Raw genomic sequence first — 16,877 nt, 5'->3', positions numbered from 1 at the left:
GGCTTATCCCATCATCCTTATGCCGGAATTAAACTCTTCTCCGGGCGACATCCTCTCCACGGCGGCCCAGCCGTCCTGTCTCCACAGCACTGTCCAGGCCGCGGAGCGACCATTGCGGCAACGCACCAGTTCCACCTGCCAGCATGGCCAGCCCACGCCCGGCATGCCGTCTCCCAGGCTGGGCGCCGAGGTGATCTGCCAGCGGCTGAGCGCCGTCGCGGCCCCGCCGCCCTGCCCCTCGCTCAACAACAGCGCCGTGACCCCGCCAGCCTCCGCCGCCAGTTGCAGACGCCGGCTGGCCGTGAAGTCGGCCGCCCGAATCTCGCCCACCACGGCGGACAGCGCCCCGCAATGCAGCGCCTCTTCCAGGGCCCACAGCATGTCGGCGTCGCGCCTGATGCCCGACACGGTCAGCACCGCCCCCGGCATAAGGCCAAACCGCGCCAGACCGGGCATGTAGAGGTCCTCGCCACGCTCGAGCCACAGGATCGGCCGGCCATCGACGCGGTTCAGCCGGGCGAGCAATGCCGCGCAGAACCCCGTCGCAGCCCCATCGCCGCTGCCGCGCACCTCATGGACACCGGCAAGCGCCAGCCCGCCCTCGGGCAGCACGCGATCGACCGCCTCCATGCCCAGAGAAAGAATGCCATGACCCGCCGCCTCTCCGACGCCTTCGATCCGCCGGATACGCTCACGCAGGCCTGCCAGAATTTGATCGTGCCGAATCCCTACCATGGGACCATCATACCGCAAATGTTCTCTTTTTGTTCTAATTCATGGAACACGAGGAGTCAAACATTCGAAGCGGGATAACGGTCACCAGAGTCTTAATTCGAGACTGACTTATCCATCGAGAAATAAACCATATCATATTGTAAATTAACTATTTTACTCCGTTTACGATCTTCATTGCTGCGCCATAGGCCGCCACCGAAGCCGCCTGCCGCCGCTGGCATTCGGCATAGACGGTGATGGTCTCGCCATGAACGATCGCGAGGGTTCCCATGGTCGGGTCACCAAGGGGCGGCAGCGCCGGACACGGCATCGCCGCCTCGGCCGGCAGTGCCGGTATCAGTGGCCGCTCGCAGGGTATTGAGGTCGTCCCACACCCGCTGACCAAGACGGCACTCGCCATAAAGGGGAACAGAACGCACCTCATCCACGATTCTCCTGTTGATTGTCTTGTGCTCGATGCGGATGCGGGCAAGATCGGCCGTGAGCCGCGCGCCGATGGCATCCACCGCTCGCTGGACCAGCCGTTCCTCGGCCCGCGCCCGCTTTTCCGCCTCCCGCGCCGAGGCGTCCCAGCGGGCCTGCATCGAGGCCGCGCCCGCCACATATCCGGTCCGGTGGACATGCCAGAGCCCCCAGGCTATCCCCCCAAGAACCAGTACGACCGCGCCCGCCGTCAGCGCCATCCTGTGCGCACCAATCCAGCGCAGCAGAGAAAGCCACATTCATATCTCCACGATTTCAATGATTTGCAGATGGAATATGAGAAATCAGGCGAATTCTAATAGCCGCCGCCATACCCGCTCTCATACCGGGCGGATCGCTTCATGCTGATGTCTTCCCACGCCGCGCCGAACACATAGGCCCCGATCACCGAGCCCGCGAGCGCATACGCGCCCACGGCGAGCGTCTCGTTCAGCCTCGTATCCGCGCCCCAGAGCGTCAGATACCCGGCCTGCATGGCGCAGAAGCCCAGGGTGGCGTGAATGATCCGCCGCCTGATGCGCCATGTTCCCCAACGGTTGCGCCGGGACCCGGGCTCCGCGGACTCCCCCGCCCCGGTCATCCATAGAACTCCAGATAGGCGCGCTTGTAAGCCGCCGGCGTCGCCCGCCCCGCCTCGGTGTTGAACACCTTCTTCGCGAGGGCCGCCATGCCGTCCAGATCCTCGGGGATCCGCTCCGCACGGCGCAGGTAATGCACCCGCGCCATGGCGCATGCATAGGGGATGTTCCCCACCAGCGCGTCCTCCCGCTTCAACGCCGCCGGCCGCAGGCCTTCCACCGCCTGCAACAGGTCCGTGCGCGTTGCCTGCATCCAGCGATAATGATCGTCCAGCGTCGCCGGCTCCATCTGCCAGGCGCCCCGCGCCGGCCCCTTCAGTTGCCAGAGATACTGCCCGAGCCGGCTTTCATGAGCCGCCGTCATCAGCAGCAGATTTTCCGCCTGCGCCGAATACGGCACCGGCCTCAGGCCGGTCAGCGTCGCGTTCACCAGCCGCCTGAATTGCCTGGGATCGATCATGGCTTGTCCGCCTTCCTGTCCAGTTTGTCCTCGATGCGCTGCAGATAGGACCGGATTTCCGCCATCTCGCGGTCACGCTGGTCCTCGAACCGTGTCATCCGCGCCGCCATCGCCGCGACGTTCTTCTCCCCCGCGCCCATACGAACCTCCGCGACCGAGATTCGCGTATCCTGCGCCGTGTACTGGCTGCCGATATAGCCGAGCACGCCCAGCATCAGCGTCAGCATGCCGGTCTGAACATGCCGCTCCCACCCGCCCGCCGACCTGCGCGCGGGCGGCTCTTGACCGCTTTCCATCCGAGTTCCTTGTTTTGAAGAAGCCAGCGCGCCACGACGGCTGGACATCTAGATCTACGCCGGAATCCGTTTCCCTTTCGTTCCCGCTGCTGATAGGCTTTTTCAAGCGGCTTCAGCCGTGGCTCGGGGCTTGGGAAATGAGATTATTTTACGCTGTATTGTTATGGCTGCTTGCCGTGTTGCCGGCCGCGCACGCCAGTGATGACAAGATATTCACCATCGGCCAGTGGGAAGGCTTCCGCTTCTCCGAAGACGGCGCGTTCAGTCACTGCGCCGCCATGACCCTGCCCAATGGTCGGGACGCGCTGGTCCTGGCGATCGGCCGCGGCGGTGAACTGGCCATCTCCATCGCATCCGACAGATGGAAGCTCAAGGAGGGCACCACCCTCATGGCGACATTGTCGGTCGATGGCCAGAGCCTCGCCGATCAGCTCTGGGCCAATGACAAGCGCTCCATGCTCATCCGCTACGAGAACGGTGATCAGGCCATGAACGCCTATCAGGTGCTGTCGCGCGGCCGCGTCCTGTCCGTCCGCACCCCCGCCGGCAGCGCGACCTTCGGCCTCGCCGACGCCAGCCCGGTCCTCGGAGCGCTGGTGCAGTGCGCCGAACAGGCTGTCGCCGCGGAACAGCCCGACGGTCATGCCGGCGCGACTTCCGCGTCCCGCGCCGTCCGTGTCGACCGCGCCGAGCTGATGGCCTATGTAGTCAACCTTCTGTCCGAAGCGGGCATGACCGGCCACACCTTCCTCGCCCCCTCCGAATTTCAGGAAGCTCTGCCCGATTACGACGTGGTGTGGCGCAATGCGGACGGCACATTGGGCGCGGCCACCATGTTCACCAGCGCGGCGCGAAGCGATCTCGATCTGGCGTCGTCCAACACGGTCGCCATGGACGCCGCCCGCTGTCCCGGCGATTTCGTCTCCGGCGTCAGAAAGTCCGAACAGACCGACACGGCGTTCATCAAGGAGGTCTTTACCCGCTGCGGCGCCGATGGCGCGACCGAAGAAGCCTATTACGTCATGTTCGTCACCAATGAGGGCATCCTCCTGGCCACCGCGACCATCGCGCTGGACGCCGGCGATGCCGAGGATGTGGAAAAGACCGGCGCGGCCATCGGGCGCGGCATCGAGGAGAGCTTCTGACATGACGCACCCTCTCCTCATCGCCGCCGCGCTCGGCCTTCTCATTCAAGCAGCGCCTGTGGCTGCCGCTGGCAACGACGAAGAAGCATACCGGCAGGAAAAGGCATTCCGCCTGGGGCAATGGATCGGCACCCGCTTCGTCAGGGCCGACAACACCATCAATTCCTGCACGCTGACCATGGCCTCAAACAGCCGCACCTTGGTGGCCATCGCCCTGTTCGCCGATGGCGGCCTCAGCCTGCTCGCCGCCCACGATGGCTGGAAATTCACCAGGGAAACCGCCGAGGCTGACATGATGCTGGATGGCGTGACCGTCGCGACACAGCTCAATGTACCCTACGCCGACACGCTGCAGGCCTATTTCACGCCCCCGGACGACCAGGCCGTGTTCGAACGCCTGCGCCTAGCCACGGTTCTAGACGTCCGCACCAGGAAGGGCGGCGAAACCTATGACCTCACCGGTCTGGCCGAGGCCATGCCCGCCCTGCATGATTGCGTGGTCACGCCCCCGGCCCCGTCAGCATCTCCAGCCGCGCGCGGCGCACCGAGCGCGGGCAGCCTGTTCGACCTCCCCGGCTCCACGAGGCCCGAGGCGTCCCAGGTCATGGCGATCATGGCCAACGTCTTTGCCCGCAATCAGGAGACCGACAAGCAGTTCCTGATGGGCGACGAGATCGCCACCCTGCTGCCCGGCTACGATGTCGCGTGGCGCGGCGCCGAGGGAGAACTGGGCGCCACCGCTGTTCGCGGCGGCATCAAGCCCGCGGGCCGCGACGCGATCCTCGGCGCCCTCATGGGCAAGGAGGCGGCCCGCTGCCCCGGCAGCTTCGCCGTGGAACTGGAGACGCCCGAAACCCAGGACAACGGCACGATCTACCGTGTTCTTCACACCACCTGCGACGGCGGCGGAAACGGCAAGCAAGGCCACTACGCCACGTGGTATTCTCGGTCCGGCCTGATCATCGTCATGCGCGTCGAACCGGTCACCATGGAAAACCCGGCGGAATTGCGGGATAGTTTGGATGAGAGCGACGATAGAGTTTCAACCCCATACATCCATCCATCAGAAAATTAGGGCAAGACAGAATGAAGAAGGAACACATAACCATTTATTCATTTTTATTTTTTTTGATATTTTCATATAATCCATGCAAAGCCGACATAATTTCGAATTCTTTAGATTATAATGTTAAAGTTTTTGGATTTACAGATCCATTATTTACAGGAAAAAAGATTATGTCAATTGTCGTTTACGCACCAGATGTTCCACTGGATGAGCGGGCAGATGTAGAAGGAGCGGCCGTAGATCTTCTCAAAGCGCTCGGAATTAACGCAACGCGCGGGATCGAGGTCATCCCTCCCACCCGCGACGATCAGGCTGACGAAATCCTGTCTTCTTCAGAAGCAGAGGCAACTCTTTTAGTCAAGACTATCGAGTTAGGCTTTGAGGAGAGAAGCACCAAAACCCATGTAACAAAAGACTTTAGAACCGGAGAAGAAACTACATTACCGGGCCGGACCTGGAAAACTCCATTGGGAAAATTTAATATCGAGCTACGCACCAATGTAAATAGAACGGTCTTATGGAGGGCTACCTCTGTTGCGAAAGGAAACTATAAAATTGGCATTGCTGGTGCCGCAATAAGCGGAGCAATTAACACCTTGCGCAAAGACGGACTGATATAAAGGATTACTGGGGTTTTGGAGCCAACCAATTTGCCCCTAGATTTCCTAAGCCGGTTGCAAGAGAACCTAAGCCGCTTAGCAGCCCGCTTCCCTGATTGCTCTTCGCCGCTGACATCATCTGCCCACCACCCTGCATCAGGGTCGCCATCTGCACCGGATAGCCGGTCTTCCGCATGAATTCCTCGTAATCCGCGTCCAGCTTGGCCTGCGCCACCATCTGCTCCAGCGTGCCCGCCTGGATAAGCGCCTGCGCGTTGGCCTGCGCCATCTCCTGCTGCGTCCGGCCGAAACCGGCCAGCGCGCTCGACGCACCCAGTCCCAGATTGGCGCCCGCCAGCCCCGCCTCCTGGTTCAGTCGCTGCGCCTCCATCGCCGCGTTCATGTTGTTCTGTGCCGCCTGCTGCGCCAGCGCGGCGTTCTGATAGGCCTGGTCATAGCGCACATTCTGGTTGGCGAGCGCCGCCGCCTGGCCGAAGCCGGCATTCTGGGCGGCCACCGACGCATCCACGCCCTGATTGGCTGCCCGCGCCTGCATCGCCCGGTCGTAATCCTGCATCATCAGCGAGGACGCGCGGTCATATCCCTGGCTATAGAGACCGGCCACCGTCGAGGCGAGCGTGTTGTTGAAGCCGGCATTGGTTTCCGCGTCCACCACCGCCTGGCGCGAGCCGCCGAACGCCCGCGCCTGCACCGCCCGCGCATTGTCGGCCTGCCGCTGCATCTCCCGCTGACGCGCCAGATCGGCCATGGTCGTATCGATCACCTGCCCGATGTAAGGGTTCATGTAGGCCGACACGTCCCCACCCAGGAACGAATCCGCCACCACATTGCCGATCGCGTTGCGGTCGATGGATGCGGCGCTTACATCCGCCACCGGCGCCAGCATGCTTGCCGCCATCGTGCCGGGTGTCACCATGGTCGGGCGATATGCGGCGGCCTGCTGCGCCAGATTGATCGCCGAATTCACCGCCCCGCCGCCCACGTTCGATCGGGCGTTGTTGATCGCCGACTGGATGCCCATCTGCTGAGTGCCCGACAGGCCCGCCACGCGCGGCGCCGTATAGGCCTCGAACGGCATATTGGCGACCTGCTTCGTCTTCTCGAACGCCTCCAGCATGGTCTTCTTGGCGTATTTGGGCGTTCCGCCACCACCGCCCGTCAGTATTCCCAGCAAACCCATGATCTCGCTCCTCAGATACTGCTCGCGGACAGAATGCCGCTGTCATCCACATTGATCGCCCAGCGCGTGCCGTCGGGACTGCGCAGGATCAAGCGCTCCCGGCGCACGCCGTCGCCCTGGCTCATTTCCATGTCGCGCCCCGTCTTGCGGTTTTCCGCGTCGGCACGCTCCAGCTCGGCGTTCAGCCGCTGCTGGTACTCCCGGGTCCAGACCTCGTTCGGTATGGGAAGTCTCATGCCGCCCTCCTCACCGCAGGCTCGTCGGCTGCGCCTCGAGCCGCATGGCCCCCACCCGCCACGATGTCGCCCGCGCGCCCTCCAGGCGCATCCGCACCTGCCGGCCTGAAAACCGCACATCGGTCGGATTGCCGAGGGCATAAGGGCCGAAGGTCCTCTCCTCGCCTGTCGGATAGAACCGGGTCAGGAAACTGGCCCGCACGTCCCCCAGCACCAGCTCGTCCGGGATCAGCTGGCGCACCATCATCACCTGGTCGCCATTGCCCAACTGCACCGGCCCGCTCTCGGCGAACGCCACGGCGCCGTCATAGTCGAAGCCCACTTCGTGCTCGAACACACCGCCGCTCGGCGCCACGTACAGCGGGAACGGCCAGACGCCCTTGTCCACGCCGGCGGACCGCGCCAGCGTTCCCGTCATCCAGTGCCCCTCGGTCGTCGAGTAGGACACATAGGAATCGCATTCGGTGCCGTTTACCGAGGGGTAGAACCACGTCACCTCGTCGAAATCCGAGTTGGTGACGGCGAAGATCTTCGCCTTCTGGTCGAAATTCACGGTGCGCCGCAGCAGGTCCGCCATGTCCGACTGGACCGCCCGCGCCACGCCGCCGTCATAGACGTAGAACGAGCCGGCATCACCCATCCAGATGGCGATATCGCCATTGATCACCGCGCAGGCATTCGGCGCGATCAGCCCGCACGCACTGCCGACCGACCGGAAGCCGTAGACATAGGGCGGCCCCTGATATTCCGCCACATGAGCATCCACCGTGGTCAGGATCAGCGTCTGGCCGCGTACCCGCCGCGCCGCCATGACCGCGCCCACGGTCGCCAGCTCCTTGTCGCCGGCCTGATTGGTCGCCGAGGGTGTCCAGCTGGTGTTGTCCTCCTGATCAGACCACTGCACCAGCCGCTTGTTGCCGCCGGCCCCCAGCGCGAACAGGAACCGTTCGGCCGTGACCGCCAGCCCGGCACACCCCGTCGGAGCATCCGCGATCACCGCGGCATCACCCGTCAGTGGCCACTCGTACAATTTTCCGTCGGAAGTCGAACAACCAACCAGATGCTCGCCCCATGTATCCAGCGACCATGTGGTCGCGTCGGTGATCGAACTGGTGGCGCTACGCGGCGTGCCATACGGCTCCTCGCCGTAAAGCTGCGAGCCATAGCCGGCCTGCGCGCCCGAATGATCGCTGCCGCTGGTCAGCCCTCCGGGCGTGATCTCGTCGACCGTCCCGGCCTCGTTGACTTCGTACAGGTGGTCCGGCGTACCCACCGCCAGATGCCGGTCGCCGCTGTTGTCCACCCAGGCGATGGCGCCGCGCGCAGGCCCCGTCAGGCCGTCCGTGAACGGCAACCAGCCGCCCACGGGAAACATCGCGCCATTGGCCCAGCGCACCAGATTGGCGCTCGACCAGCGCCCGGACGCCTGCAGTTCGGTGCCGTTGCCGAACACGCCGGGCGGCAGTGCCAGAGGAATGAAGCTCATCACAATATCCACAAGATTTGAGGCGCCGAACCGCTCGGCGGCGTATCGGTCGTAGTCACCTCCAGCTTCGGATCGCTGGTGGTGCCGGTCTGGTCGGCCGTGTGGAAGGTGACGAAATCATAACCGCCGGGCGAAATACCATCGAACTGGGACGAGCACACCAGCAGATGCGTCGATGCCGTCCGGCTCACCGCCGCGGCCAGCGAACTGCTTGCCAGGGCATTGTACTGGCCCGTCGTGATCGCCGAGATCGACCGCGACGCCCGCACCGTCAGCCCGCCATAGGCGGCCCCGCTGCGCCAGTCCGCCGTCTCCAGTGTACCGCCCCAATTGTAGGCCACCGCCTCCACCGACCATTCCCCGCCGCCCACCTTGCTCTGGCACCACAGCGACAGCGTCGCGGCCGTCACCGTGTCGTCATCGGGAATGGACGCCGTCGGAAACGCTAGGAAGTACTGATACGCAGAATAGCTGTAGCCGCCGCCCACCGCCGTGAGGTCGAGGAACGTGGTGCCGACGCTCGCCGTCGTGCTGTCGTCGCTGGCGATCACACCGCTGCCGGACTGGCAGCTTGCCCAGTCCGGCGCCGTCGAGGCCAGGAAGCCGTCGCCCGTCGCCGCATAGAATGTATAGCTAGCCATGGAAGAACCCCGATGTCTGGATCATCTCGCGCAGCGCCGCTTCCGGGTCATGCACCGCCTCGCCGTCCACCCGTACGCAGCAGGGCGGATTGACGACCATCCAGGGATTGCCGAACGCCTGCTCCACGCCGCCCGCCATCACGCTGACATCCGCGCGCAGCACGCCATTCCAGTCGCGCAGCTCATTGACGATCACCGACCGCCCCTCATCCAGCACCACTTCAAGCGGCAGCACCACCGACGCCACGATCTCGGCCGCGCTCATCAGTACGTCGCCCGCAGCTGAAGCAGCACCTGCAGGCCCTTCGGCTTTGTCGTCGAGGAGGAATCGATATCGATGGTCAGGTAATCCCCCTCGGCCAGCGTCGGCGTCCCGGACAGGCTGCCGCCCGTCGATCCCGTGCCGCCCGAGGCAATGGACAGATTGGACGAGAAGATCGACGCCCCGTTCTTGTTCACGTCGATCACCGTCGCATTGGTCGAACCCGCCGTGTCCACATAGGCCTTCGCCGCGATCACCGAAAAGCTGGCGCCCGGCGGCATGTAGATCCTTCCCACCTGATTGGCGCCGTTGGCCAGGCTGGACGCCGCTTCCACCACCCGCACCATCAGGAACTGGTCGATCTGCAGCGGCAGGTTCTGGATCAGCACTTTCTTGTGCGTGCCGGCCGATGCATCCCACGTCACCAGATAGTCCGCCGCCTCGTCGGGCGAGGCATCCGCGCTCAGCCCGTTCACGTCGAGCGCCAGCGTGCGGCTCGCCGTCAGCGTGCCGCCGCCCGTCAGCCCCGTCCCGGCCGTAACGGAAACCGATGCATGGTCCACATGCTCGCTGGCGCTGAAATTGGCCAGCGCGTCGTGATCGATCTTGTCCAGCCGCACTTTCTTGTGCGACGAGGCTGACGCGTCATAGGTGACGATGTAGTCCGCCGTCGTCACCGGCGACGTGTCCTCCGTCAGCCCCGCGATGTTCAGCGAAATCGTCCGGTTGGCCGAGATATCCCCGCCGCCCGACAGCGCGCCGCCGGCCGAGATCGTGACACCCGTATGGTCCACGTGCCGGTTCGCCGCGTAGCCGGCCAGACTGTCATGCGCGATGTTGGTCGAGCCGGTCACGGTCAGCGTCCCCGCCACCGCCAGCGTCTTGCCCGATCCTACCCTCAGGCCCACCGACGTGCCGGTCCCATCCCCCTTGAAGATGGCGTCGATGGCATCGAGCCCATTGTTCAGCTTGCCGCCCCACGTCCCCGAGGAGGCGCCCACCTCGGGCTTGGTCAGCCCAAGATTGGTCGTTGTCGTGTCAGCCATGACCGAGTTCCCTTGTTGGTAGTGCTTGGATGTCTTCTATTTCCGGGAGCCGTCTCACGAACGAGCCATGAGACCTCTGGATACTCTACTCAAGAGCCCGGTCTGCCTGCGGCAGTGCCACGTGTGATGGGCAAGGAGCCCCCTGGTGGCGCGCGTCGATCGCTGATAACGTCTCGCCGGATCGCAGCGCAAACCATGGTTATGGAGATTGAACCCGTTCGGGCTCAACGAATGATGCCGCGATGTACCGCAACGGCATTCAGGTTCTCTTCAAATATTTCCGATGAAAAGTTTTCATCAGGGCAGGTCTTATTCCTGCTCTGCGGAAAGTGGTTTGCCGCGCGAGTCGAATTTCACTCTCGGGCAATCGACAGGATCTGGATCGAAGCGAAACATCATGTCGATCGCCTCCTCGGCGCCGTACGACGCGGCAAAACACCGGGGAGTACCTCCTCCAGAATCTGCAAGGTCAGGATCCGCTCCATACAGAAGGAGAAGATACATAGACCCTAGCCTTTCGTGAAAAATCGCTCTCGCAAGAGGCGGATGTCCCGAGTGATCAAGTGCGTTGGGATCAGCGCCCGCCTCGAGTAACAGCTTCAGGACATGGTTATTCTCTGGCAGGCTCGTCTTCTCACCTCTGCTGACCGATGCGGTGAAATCTTGATCCACGAACCCACCAACGGCAGTCTTTATCAACGGCATGCCTTCAGGGTACGAGAAATTCACCTCGTCGCCGTCTTCAATATAGCGCTTCACGTCGGGATAGTTGCCGTACAGCACGGCCTTGAACAGGCGCGGCCCACCATCCATGTCGACGACGGGCGGTGAGTCAGCATTTTCACATGAGATAAGGCCTACGACCAAGCACAGACATAAAACTCCCGCTGCCAAACTCCTACCTGGAATTGTCCGGGGTTCTATTTGTCTTGAATAAAATTTTAGTACCATTGCCTTAACTCCGGCACATCAGATTCAGCGGGATGAAAAGGATAAGAATCCAACAATATACCTCCTGGGTACAAGCATCTCGTAAATTCTTGAGGGCCATTTAAGCCCTCTTACCCCAACACCCCGACCGGCCGGATGGCGACACGCCCCTGCGGAAACCGGGCGCGGTCGTCCTCCAGGATCATCTGTTCCAGAGCCGCGTCATACAGGGCAGCCCAGCTCATCGAACGCGGATCGTTCACATACGGGCCGGCCAGAGCCAGCGTGCCGTGGAAATACACGTCCGGATAATCGGTCAGCAGCCAGTTGGCGGGTGCCGCGTCGGAGAGCGGCGTCAGCTTGCGATAATAGGTCAGTTCCGCCTCGTACACGCCGTCGGGCGCAGGCAGCACCTCGATCTCGCCGCCGATCAGCGAGTACCAGACGGGCGTGCCGCCTGCCGCATGGACCCGCTTCAGCGCGTCCAGCGCCTCGGCGGTCCGGAACTCCAGCCGCCTCGTCGGCGCACCGTTCAGTTGCAGGCCCGCCGCCGCCAGAAAATCGTCGGGCAGGCTCAGGAACGGCCCCGTCAGTTCCGCGGTCGCACGGCCCATCATGCGGCGCACGCGCACATTGCGATTGATGTTGGCCTCCACCAGCCGGATCGCCGCCGGCAGATGCGCCACCACTTCGGCGGTGACGAACTGGTTCGCCACTGCGTGTTTCAGCTCGTCCAGGCTGGCGATGCTCATTTCGCCAGATCCATGGTCTTGGCCGCGGGCGCCAGCGGCGGCGGCGGGCTGCGCCGGTTCCGCCCGGCCCGGTCCTCCTGCAGCAGTTCCTCCACCGCCGACACCATCAGCTCGGTGTAGTTGGCCGCCGCCGCCTCGTCGCGCAGGTAGATCGCGCCTTCGATCAGCGATGCGTAGAGATAGGTTTCCGGGCTCTTGGTCAGCAGCCAGTTGACCGTGTTCGCGCCCGAAAGCGCCGGGATCTTCTGGTAGTAGTACAGGGTCGCCGACCCGTTATAGGACGGGCGCACCTGAATGGTGGTGCCCATGATGCTGAAGAACTGGGGCGGCGCGTAAGGCCGGTGCTTGTACTGGAACTCCGGACTGTCCGGCTCCACGAATTCGGGTACCGACGCGGGCGAGGTCGCCACGGTCAGGAAGCGCCATTCCAGATAGTCGTTGGGCAGCGTCGCCTGCCCCTCCGTGTTCAGCGACAGGCTTGTCGAGGTCTCCATCGCCCGGCAGCGGATGCGGCGGTTCAGCCGCGCCTCCGCATTGGCGATAAACGAGGGAATGGTGGCCGACAGGTCGGCCCTGTTCATCCAGTCGGCGATGGCCTGCTGCAACTCCGTATAGGTCGTGATCGACATCACTCAATCTCCAGTTCCGCCGGCTCCCGCAGCAGCCAGGCATGTTGAACGTCATATTCGAACCCGCCCAGATGGCGGACCTCCTTGGACAGGTCATGATCGATGACCACGGCGGTGCCGTGCTCGCCGAGCAACCGGCAGAAATGCATGTCCTCGCCGACGAAGTCGGCCAATCCCGGCGACCAGCCGATCTGGAACCAGGGCAGCGGCAGGGCCGCCATCACATCCGCCTTCACCAGGAACACGCCCATGCCCACCGCGAAGACCGGCTCCAGTCCCGTCGATTGCGGTCCGGTCTGCACCCGGTCGGACAGCCCTGCCTGCCGAAAGGCTACCGGCTGCACCGGCGTGCGCCGCGTCGCGTAGTTGGCCGCAACCACCGGCACGCCATGCGCCAACAGCCGGACGATAGTGTCCTTGGGAAATCGCATGTCCGTGTCCAGGTAAAGGATCCAGTCCGCGCCGGCGGCCATCGCCTCGCGCGCCAGTTCCTGCCGCTGGTTGCAGATCAGCGTGCCCATGGACTGGAACAGCAGCACCTTGTCCGCCGAATGCGCCGTGTGAAACGCGACCGCGCGCGCCAGGTCGAAGGCGAAAGCGGTGTGCACCATGTCGCGCGCGGGGACGCAGACGGCGACGGTCCTCATACGGCACCCGGCCGCGTGCGAAAGAACCGGTTGTCGGGATCGTTCAGCCAGCGCCGCAGCGCGCCTTGGTCGTCCGCGACGCCCGTCCGCTTCAGCTCCCAATAGACCGTCATGGGGATGGACGCCACGCGCTGCCCGTCGCCCCAGCGGCCAGGGGCCTCGTTGAAGTCCGCCTTGTTCATCTCGACGATCCCGGTCACGTCCTGCTCCTTGCGCAGCACGGCCGTATCGGTGCCGTCATCGTACAGCCAATAGGTCGTGACGCCCGTGAAGGCGTCCCGTGAAAAGACCCTGTCCATGATGTCTCCGGAAATGACAGGCCGCCGCCCGCGCTCAGGTCGCGCGGACGTTCAGACCATGAATGATGGTGACGTCAGTCTTCGTTAAGGCCGTCCAGCTTGGCCTTGCGCGCCGGATCACCCTCGCCGCCCCTGCAATGGGTCTGCTGTCCCAGCTTGGTGCAGACCGACCCGTCCGACCCGTGCGTGAAAGCGCCAAGCTCGGTCCAGCTGTTGCCCTTGTTATCGAAGGTCGTATTGCCCAGCCGCGTATAGGTCGTGCCGTCCGTGCCGTTCACGAAAGCGCCGTTCCTGTTCCAGGACGCGCCCCGGCTGTCATACAACGAATTGCCCACCCGCGTGACGCTGCTACCGTCGGAACAATGCTTCTGCTTGCCGATATCGGTGCAGGTCACCTGCCCTGCGGCCGCGCTGCCAGCTATGAGGAAACTCAGTAAAAACGACCCTAAAATCATCGCCTTCATCAATGCCTCCCAATATCGTCGGCGGCCTGGGGATCGCCGCTCATGAGTTTGATGTGGTGCGGACAAACCACCCCGCAAGCGCACTCGCGTTAAATTTCCCCTCCGCGCCCCGGACAGGACTGACCAGCGGTGAAACACATCGCTATTGGACGGTTTCTGTGTTCATGTGGCCCCTTCCTCGAGAGGCACCTTCATGCGCATTCGGCTTGGCTACGAACTCACCTACGACTTCCCCCAGCCGACGCCCATGATCGCGCTTTTGAACGTCCACTATTCCCGCGTCAGCGGCCTCGAGCACCCCGACCATCTGAAGACCTCACCGTCCGTGCCGGTTGAAAGCTACCGCGACAGCTTCGGCAACTGGTGCAGCCGGCTCGTCGCGCCGTCCGGACGCTTTACGATGACCACGGATACGGTCATCCGCGAGAACGGCCTGCCCGACCCGGTGGACTACGGCGCCGTCCAGCATCCCGTCGAGGATCTTCCGCCCGAGACGCTGCTGTTCCTGCTCGGCAGCCGCTATTGCGAGACGGACAAGCTCGCCGACGAAGCCTGGCGCCTGTTCCAGAATACGCCGCTCGGATGGTTCCGAGTCCAGGCGGTCTGCGACTTCGTCCACAACCACATCACCTTCGACTATCAGCGTGCGCGCAACACCCGCACCGCCGCCGAAGCCTATGCCGAAGGCCATGGTGTGTGCCGCGACTTCACCCATCTGGCCGTCGCCTTCTGCCGCTGCCTCAACATCCCCGCGCGCTACTGCACCGGGTACATCAGCGACATTGGCACGCCGCAGCCCTGGGGCGTCGGCGATTTCGCTGCCTGGATGGAAGTGTATCTCGGCGGCCGCTGGCACGTCTTCGATCCGCGCAACAACGCCCGCCGGATCGGCCGCGTCCTGATCGCCCATGGCCGCGACGCCGCCGATGTGCCGCTCACCCACACATTCGGCCCCAACAACCTCGTCGGTTTCAAGGTCTGGAGCGACGAAGTCGAAGGCTGACTACTCAGCCAGCGGCTTTCTGCCCGTCGAGATATCCACACCCTTCTGCATGTTGTCGAACAGACGCCGTTCCGTGTCGCCGCATGTCACCTGCGCGCAGTAATCCTCTTCGGTGTACGCCACATACTTCGGTATGACGGTGTTCATGGCGGTCATGGCTTCCGCCATGACCATCTTGCCTTTGTGCAGGAAAGCCTGTCCGGACGCCGATGAATAGAAGGTGATGACATCACGCAACTCCTGCTCCGTGAATGTCCTCGCATAGATCTCCGTCGTGGCCGCCATCATTTCAGGAACGAGCCTCGCCATTCCCCGTTTCATGCTGCCCTTCAGCTGCTCGAAAAATGCCTCGTCCTGCTTCGAGACCACGCGGCCTCGCAACGGATCCATCTGGTCGAGCATGTTCACCGTCATCTGGTTCATCAAGTCATCGAACTCCATGACACGGTACATCTCCTGAACGAGACGAATCTTCTCGGCGGAAGGCGGCGCTGCCGGACTCACCGGCGCCTGCGCGAGAGCGGCGGCGCTCGGTACGAGGCAGAAAAGGAACAAGATTGCGGTGTATATCGCGCGGTTCATGCAAACTCCGAAATAAGGCGAACATCACATCCGCAGAACACACCATTACGATCCTCCTCGCAACGCTCTGGAGTGATTTTCCTGCCCCGGTCGTTTCGCGAGCCATTGTCATCCTGCCACGCGCCGGAACACATTCCGGCACCACTCGTTCTCCCTGCGTTACTGGCCGTGACAGAGGCGAAACCGCCCGGCGGCAAACAGGGAGAGAACTCATGTCAGTCAGCTCGGATTACGTGGTCACGTCCGACCCGGTAGCGCCCGGAGTCCTCGTCGCCGCGCAGGAATCACGGCCGTTCGATCTCTACCGCGCCTCTTGGGGCGGAATATTCGCGGGCATGTTCCTCGCGCTCATCATCCAGTTCATTCTGAATCTGCTGGGTGTCGGTATCGGTATCGCCACGCTCGATCCGGGCACCGCCGACAATCCATCCGCCAGTTCGCTCTCCATCGCCGCGGCCATCTGGTTCGTCGTCGCCGGACTGATCGCCGCTTTCGCCGGCGGTTATGTCGCCAGCCGCCTCTCGGGCCGCCCCTTCAAGCCGACAGGCGGTCTCCAGGGTCTCACCACCTGGGCCGTCACGACCCTGGTCGTGCTTTTCCTGCTCGGTTCCGCTGTTGGCGGTATTGTCGGCGGCGCTTTCCAGGGCCTGAGTAATCTGGCCGGCGGCGTCGGTAACGCGGTTCAAGCCGCGGCACCCGCGATCGGCCAATCCGATCCGTTCGCCGGTATCGAAGAGCAAGTGACCCAGACCACCGGCAGCGATCCCCAGACCTTGCGCGATGCCGCCGTGTCGGCCATGCGCGCGGCCGTGACCGGGGACCCCGCCCGTGCTTCCGAAGCGCGTGAACGCGCGGCCCAGGCCATTGCCCGCGCCCAGAACATTCCGGTCGAGGACGCCCGCCTTCAGGTCGCCCGCTACGAGCAGGAATATCGCGCCACGGCGGAGGAAGTTCGCCGCGAGTCCATCAAGGCGGCCGATACTGCGGCCAGCGCCGCGTCCTATACGGCGATCCTGGGTGTCATCGCCCTCGTGCTTGGCGCTATTGCCGGCTATCTCGGCGGCGTTCTCGGCACCGTCGCGCCGGTTACGATTACCACCGAGACCGTCGTCCGCCGCAATATCTGACCATCCGGCGGATCAAGGGCGGAGCCTCGCGGCTCCGCCCTTTTTCACGTCTACGACGTTTCGAGATCCGCCGCCACGCCATGCGCCTTCTCGGTCTTCACCTTCAGCCCGTACTCCACCACCAGCATGCGCTTTTCCGCGTCGCCGGTCTTGGCGAGCGGCACCTGCTGGATCGGACGCAGCTGCACCAGCGCCGCGTATTCCGGGTCG

Annotated in this window: 25 protein-coding genes; 5 read left to right on the top strand and 20 right to left on the bottom strand. The window is 63.5% G+C overall.

All coding sequences use genetic code 11. The features are described 5' to 3' along the window. Positions 1 to 3: 3 nt before the first annotated feature. The 6 genes from WJU17_RS00125 to WJU17_RS00100 all read right to left on the bottom strand — a co-directional run bounded on the left by WJU17_RS00125 (position 4) and on the right by WJU17_RS00100 (position 2,552). Positions 4 to 735: a hypothetical protein gene (locus tag WJU17_RS00125; RefSeq protein ID WP_346325317.1), complete on the bottom strand. Its 732-nt coding sequence runs from the start codon at positions 733 to 735 to the stop codon at positions 4 to 6. Positions 736 to 883: 148 nt separating this feature from the next. Next, positions 884 to 1,006, bottom strand: coding sequence for a hypothetical protein (locus WJU17_RS00120; protein WP_346325316.1), 123 nt, complete (start codon positions 1,004 to 1,006; stop codon positions 884 to 886). A gap of 7 nt (positions 1,007 to 1,013) precedes the next feature. Continuing rightward, positions 1,014 to 1,457, bottom strand: coding sequence for a hypothetical protein (locus tag WJU17_RS00115; RefSeq protein WP_346325315.1), 444 nt, complete (start codon positions 1,455 to 1,457; stop codon positions 1,014 to 1,016). 56 nt (positions 1,458 to 1,513) lie between these two features. Next, complete coding sequence (locus WJU17_RS00110) at positions 1,514 to 1,798, bottom strand: hypothetical protein (RefSeq protein WP_346325314.1); 285 nt, start codon at positions 1,796 to 1,798, stop codon at positions 1,514 to 1,516. After that, positions 1,795 to 2,256 (bottom strand): hypothetical protein, encoded by a 462-nt coding sequence (locus WJU17_RS00105; RefSeq protein ID WP_346325313.1) that lies wholly within the window; start codon positions 2,254 to 2,256, stop codon positions 1,795 to 1,797. The genes WJU17_RS00110 and WJU17_RS00105 overlap by 4 nt, the downstream gene beginning before the upstream one ends. Further along, positions 2,253 to 2,552: a hypothetical protein gene (locus WJU17_RS00100; protein ID WP_346325312.1), complete on the bottom strand. Its 300-nt coding sequence runs from the start codon at positions 2,550 to 2,552 to the stop codon at positions 2,253 to 2,255. The genes WJU17_RS00105 and WJU17_RS00100 overlap by 4 nt, the downstream gene beginning before the upstream one ends. A 137-nt stretch (positions 2,553 to 2,689) precedes the next feature. Between WJU17_RS00100 and WJU17_RS00095 the strand changes: the two genes are divergently transcribed. The 3 genes from WJU17_RS00095 to WJU17_RS00085 are packed head-to-tail and all read left to right on the top strand — an operon-like array spanning position 2,690 to position 5,383. Next, complete coding sequence (locus WJU17_RS00095) at positions 2,690 to 3,697, top strand: hypothetical protein (RefSeq protein WP_346325311.1); 1,008 nt, start codon at positions 2,690 to 2,692, stop codon at positions 3,695 to 3,697. A 1-nt stretch (position 3,698) separates the two neighbouring features. After that, a complete protein-coding gene (locus tag WJU17_RS00090) occupies positions 3,699 to 4,772 on the top strand; it encodes a hypothetical protein (protein WP_346325310.1) in 1,074 nt (357 codons plus the stop codon). 11 nt (positions 4,773 to 4,783) lie between these two features. Further along, the gene (locus WJU17_RS00085; protein ID WP_346325309.1) at positions 4,784 to 5,383 is read left to right on the top strand and encodes a hypothetical protein; all 600 of its coding nucleotides are present in this window, start codon (positions 4,784 to 4,786) and stop codon (positions 5,381 to 5,383) included. Positions 5,384 to 5,387: 4 nt separating this feature from the next. On the opposite strand, the gene WJU17_RS00080 is transcribed toward WJU17_RS00085, so the two are convergent. From WJU17_RS00080 to WJU17_RS00025, 12 genes are all read right to left on the bottom strand, one after another. Next, entirely contained in the window at positions 5,388 to 6,563 is a 1,176-nt protein-coding gene (locus WJU17_RS00080) for a hypothetical protein (RefSeq protein WP_346325308.1), read from the bottom strand. A gap of 11 nt (positions 6,564 to 6,574) precedes the next feature. Next, complete coding sequence (locus WJU17_RS00075; protein ID WP_346325307.1) at positions 6,575 to 6,799, bottom strand: hypothetical protein; 225 nt, start codon at positions 6,797 to 6,799, stop codon at positions 6,575 to 6,577. Between the two features lie 10 nt (positions 6,800 to 6,809). After that, on the bottom strand, positions 6,810 to 8,285 hold the full coding sequence (locus WJU17_RS00070; protein ID WP_346325306.1) for a hypothetical protein: 1,476 nt from the start codon (positions 8,283 to 8,285) through the stop codon (positions 6,810 to 6,812). Beyond that, positions 8,285 to 8,926 carry a hypothetical protein gene (locus tag WJU17_RS00065; RefSeq protein ID WP_346325305.1) on the bottom strand — a complete coding sequence of 214 codons (642 nt, stop codon included), beginning with the start codon at positions 8,924 to 8,926 and terminating at the stop codon, positions 8,285 to 8,287. The genes WJU17_RS00070 and WJU17_RS00065 overlap by 1 nt, the downstream gene beginning before the upstream one ends. Next, positions 8,919 to 9,191: a hypothetical protein gene (locus WJU17_RS00060; protein WP_346325304.1), complete on the bottom strand. Its 273-nt coding sequence runs from the start codon at positions 9,189 to 9,191 to the stop codon at positions 8,919 to 8,921. The genes WJU17_RS00065 and WJU17_RS00060 overlap by 8 nt, the downstream gene beginning before the upstream one ends. Then, positions 9,191 to 10,234, bottom strand: a complete 1,044-nt coding sequence (locus WJU17_RS00055; RefSeq protein WP_346325303.1) for a hypothetical protein — start codon at positions 10,232 to 10,234, stop codon at positions 9,191 to 9,193. The genes WJU17_RS00060 and WJU17_RS00055 overlap by 1 nt, the downstream gene beginning before the upstream one ends. A 309-nt stretch (positions 10,235 to 10,543) precedes the next feature. Further along, positions 10,544 to 11,101, bottom strand: a complete 558-nt coding sequence (locus tag WJU17_RS00050; protein ID WP_346325302.1) for an ankyrin repeat domain-containing protein — start codon at positions 11,099 to 11,101, stop codon at positions 10,544 to 10,546. A gap of 194 nt (positions 11,102 to 11,295) precedes the next feature. After that, on the bottom strand, positions 11,296 to 11,916 hold the full coding sequence (locus tag WJU17_RS00045; RefSeq protein WP_346325301.1) for a hypothetical protein: 621 nt from the start codon (positions 11,914 to 11,916) through the stop codon (positions 11,296 to 11,298). Then, a complete protein-coding gene (locus WJU17_RS00040) occupies positions 11,913 to 12,545 on the bottom strand; it encodes a hypothetical protein (protein WP_346325300.1) in 633 nt (210 codons plus the stop codon). The genes WJU17_RS00045 and WJU17_RS00040 overlap by 4 nt, the downstream gene beginning before the upstream one ends. After that, a complete protein-coding gene (locus tag WJU17_RS00035) occupies positions 12,545 to 13,192 on the bottom strand; it encodes a hypothetical protein (RefSeq protein WP_346325299.1) in 648 nt (215 codons plus the stop codon). The genes WJU17_RS00040 and WJU17_RS00035 overlap by 1 nt, the downstream gene beginning before the upstream one ends. Then, on the bottom strand, positions 13,189 to 13,491 hold the full coding sequence (locus WJU17_RS00030) for a hypothetical protein (RefSeq protein WP_346325298.1): 303 nt from the start codon (positions 13,489 to 13,491) through the stop codon (positions 13,189 to 13,191). Before WJU17_RS00030 ends, WJU17_RS00035 begins: the two co-directional genes overlap by 4 nt. A gap of 74 nt (positions 13,492 to 13,565) precedes the next feature. Further along, entirely contained in the window at positions 13,566 to 13,955 is a 390-nt protein-coding gene (locus tag WJU17_RS00025) for a hypothetical protein (RefSeq protein ID WP_346325297.1), read from the bottom strand. Positions 13,956 to 14,148: 193 nt separating this feature from the next. On the opposite strand from WJU17_RS00025, the gene WJU17_RS00020 reads away from it, so the two are divergent. After that, entirely contained in the window at positions 14,149 to 14,958 is an 810-nt protein-coding gene (locus WJU17_RS00020; RefSeq protein ID WP_346325296.1) for a transglutaminase family protein, read from the top strand. Here WJU17_RS00020 and WJU17_RS00015 read toward each other — a convergent pair whose 3' ends face one another. Continuing rightward, entirely contained in the window at positions 14,959 to 15,399 is a 441-nt protein-coding gene (locus tag WJU17_RS00015; protein ID WP_346325295.1) for a DUF2059 domain-containing protein, read from the bottom strand. It lies immediately after the preceding gene. Positions 15,400 to 15,752: 353 nt separating this feature from the next. Here WJU17_RS00015 and WJU17_RS00010 point away from each other — a divergent pair, with 353 nt between their 5' ends. Further along, positions 15,753 to 16,667, top strand: coding sequence for a PhnA-like protein (locus WJU17_RS00010; RefSeq protein WP_346325294.1), 915 nt, complete (start codon positions 15,753 to 15,755; stop codon positions 16,665 to 16,667). A 50-nt stretch (positions 16,668 to 16,717) separates the two neighbouring features. Here WJU17_RS00010 and WJU17_RS00005 read toward each other — a convergent pair. After that, a partial coding sequence (locus tag WJU17_RS00005; protein WP_346327360.1) for a DUF5309 family protein occupies positions 16,718 to 16,877 on the bottom strand: 160 nt, incomplete at its 5' end.

This window comes from Iodidimonas sp. SYSU 1G8 (genome assembly GCF_039655775.1).
In the GTDB taxonomy this organism is placed as follows: Bacteria; Pseudomonadota; Alphaproteobacteria; order SMXS01; family SMXS01; genus RI-34.
The sequence above is the reverse complement of the archived record's forward strand: the minus strand, read 5'-3'. Positions and strand labels throughout refer to the sequence as shown.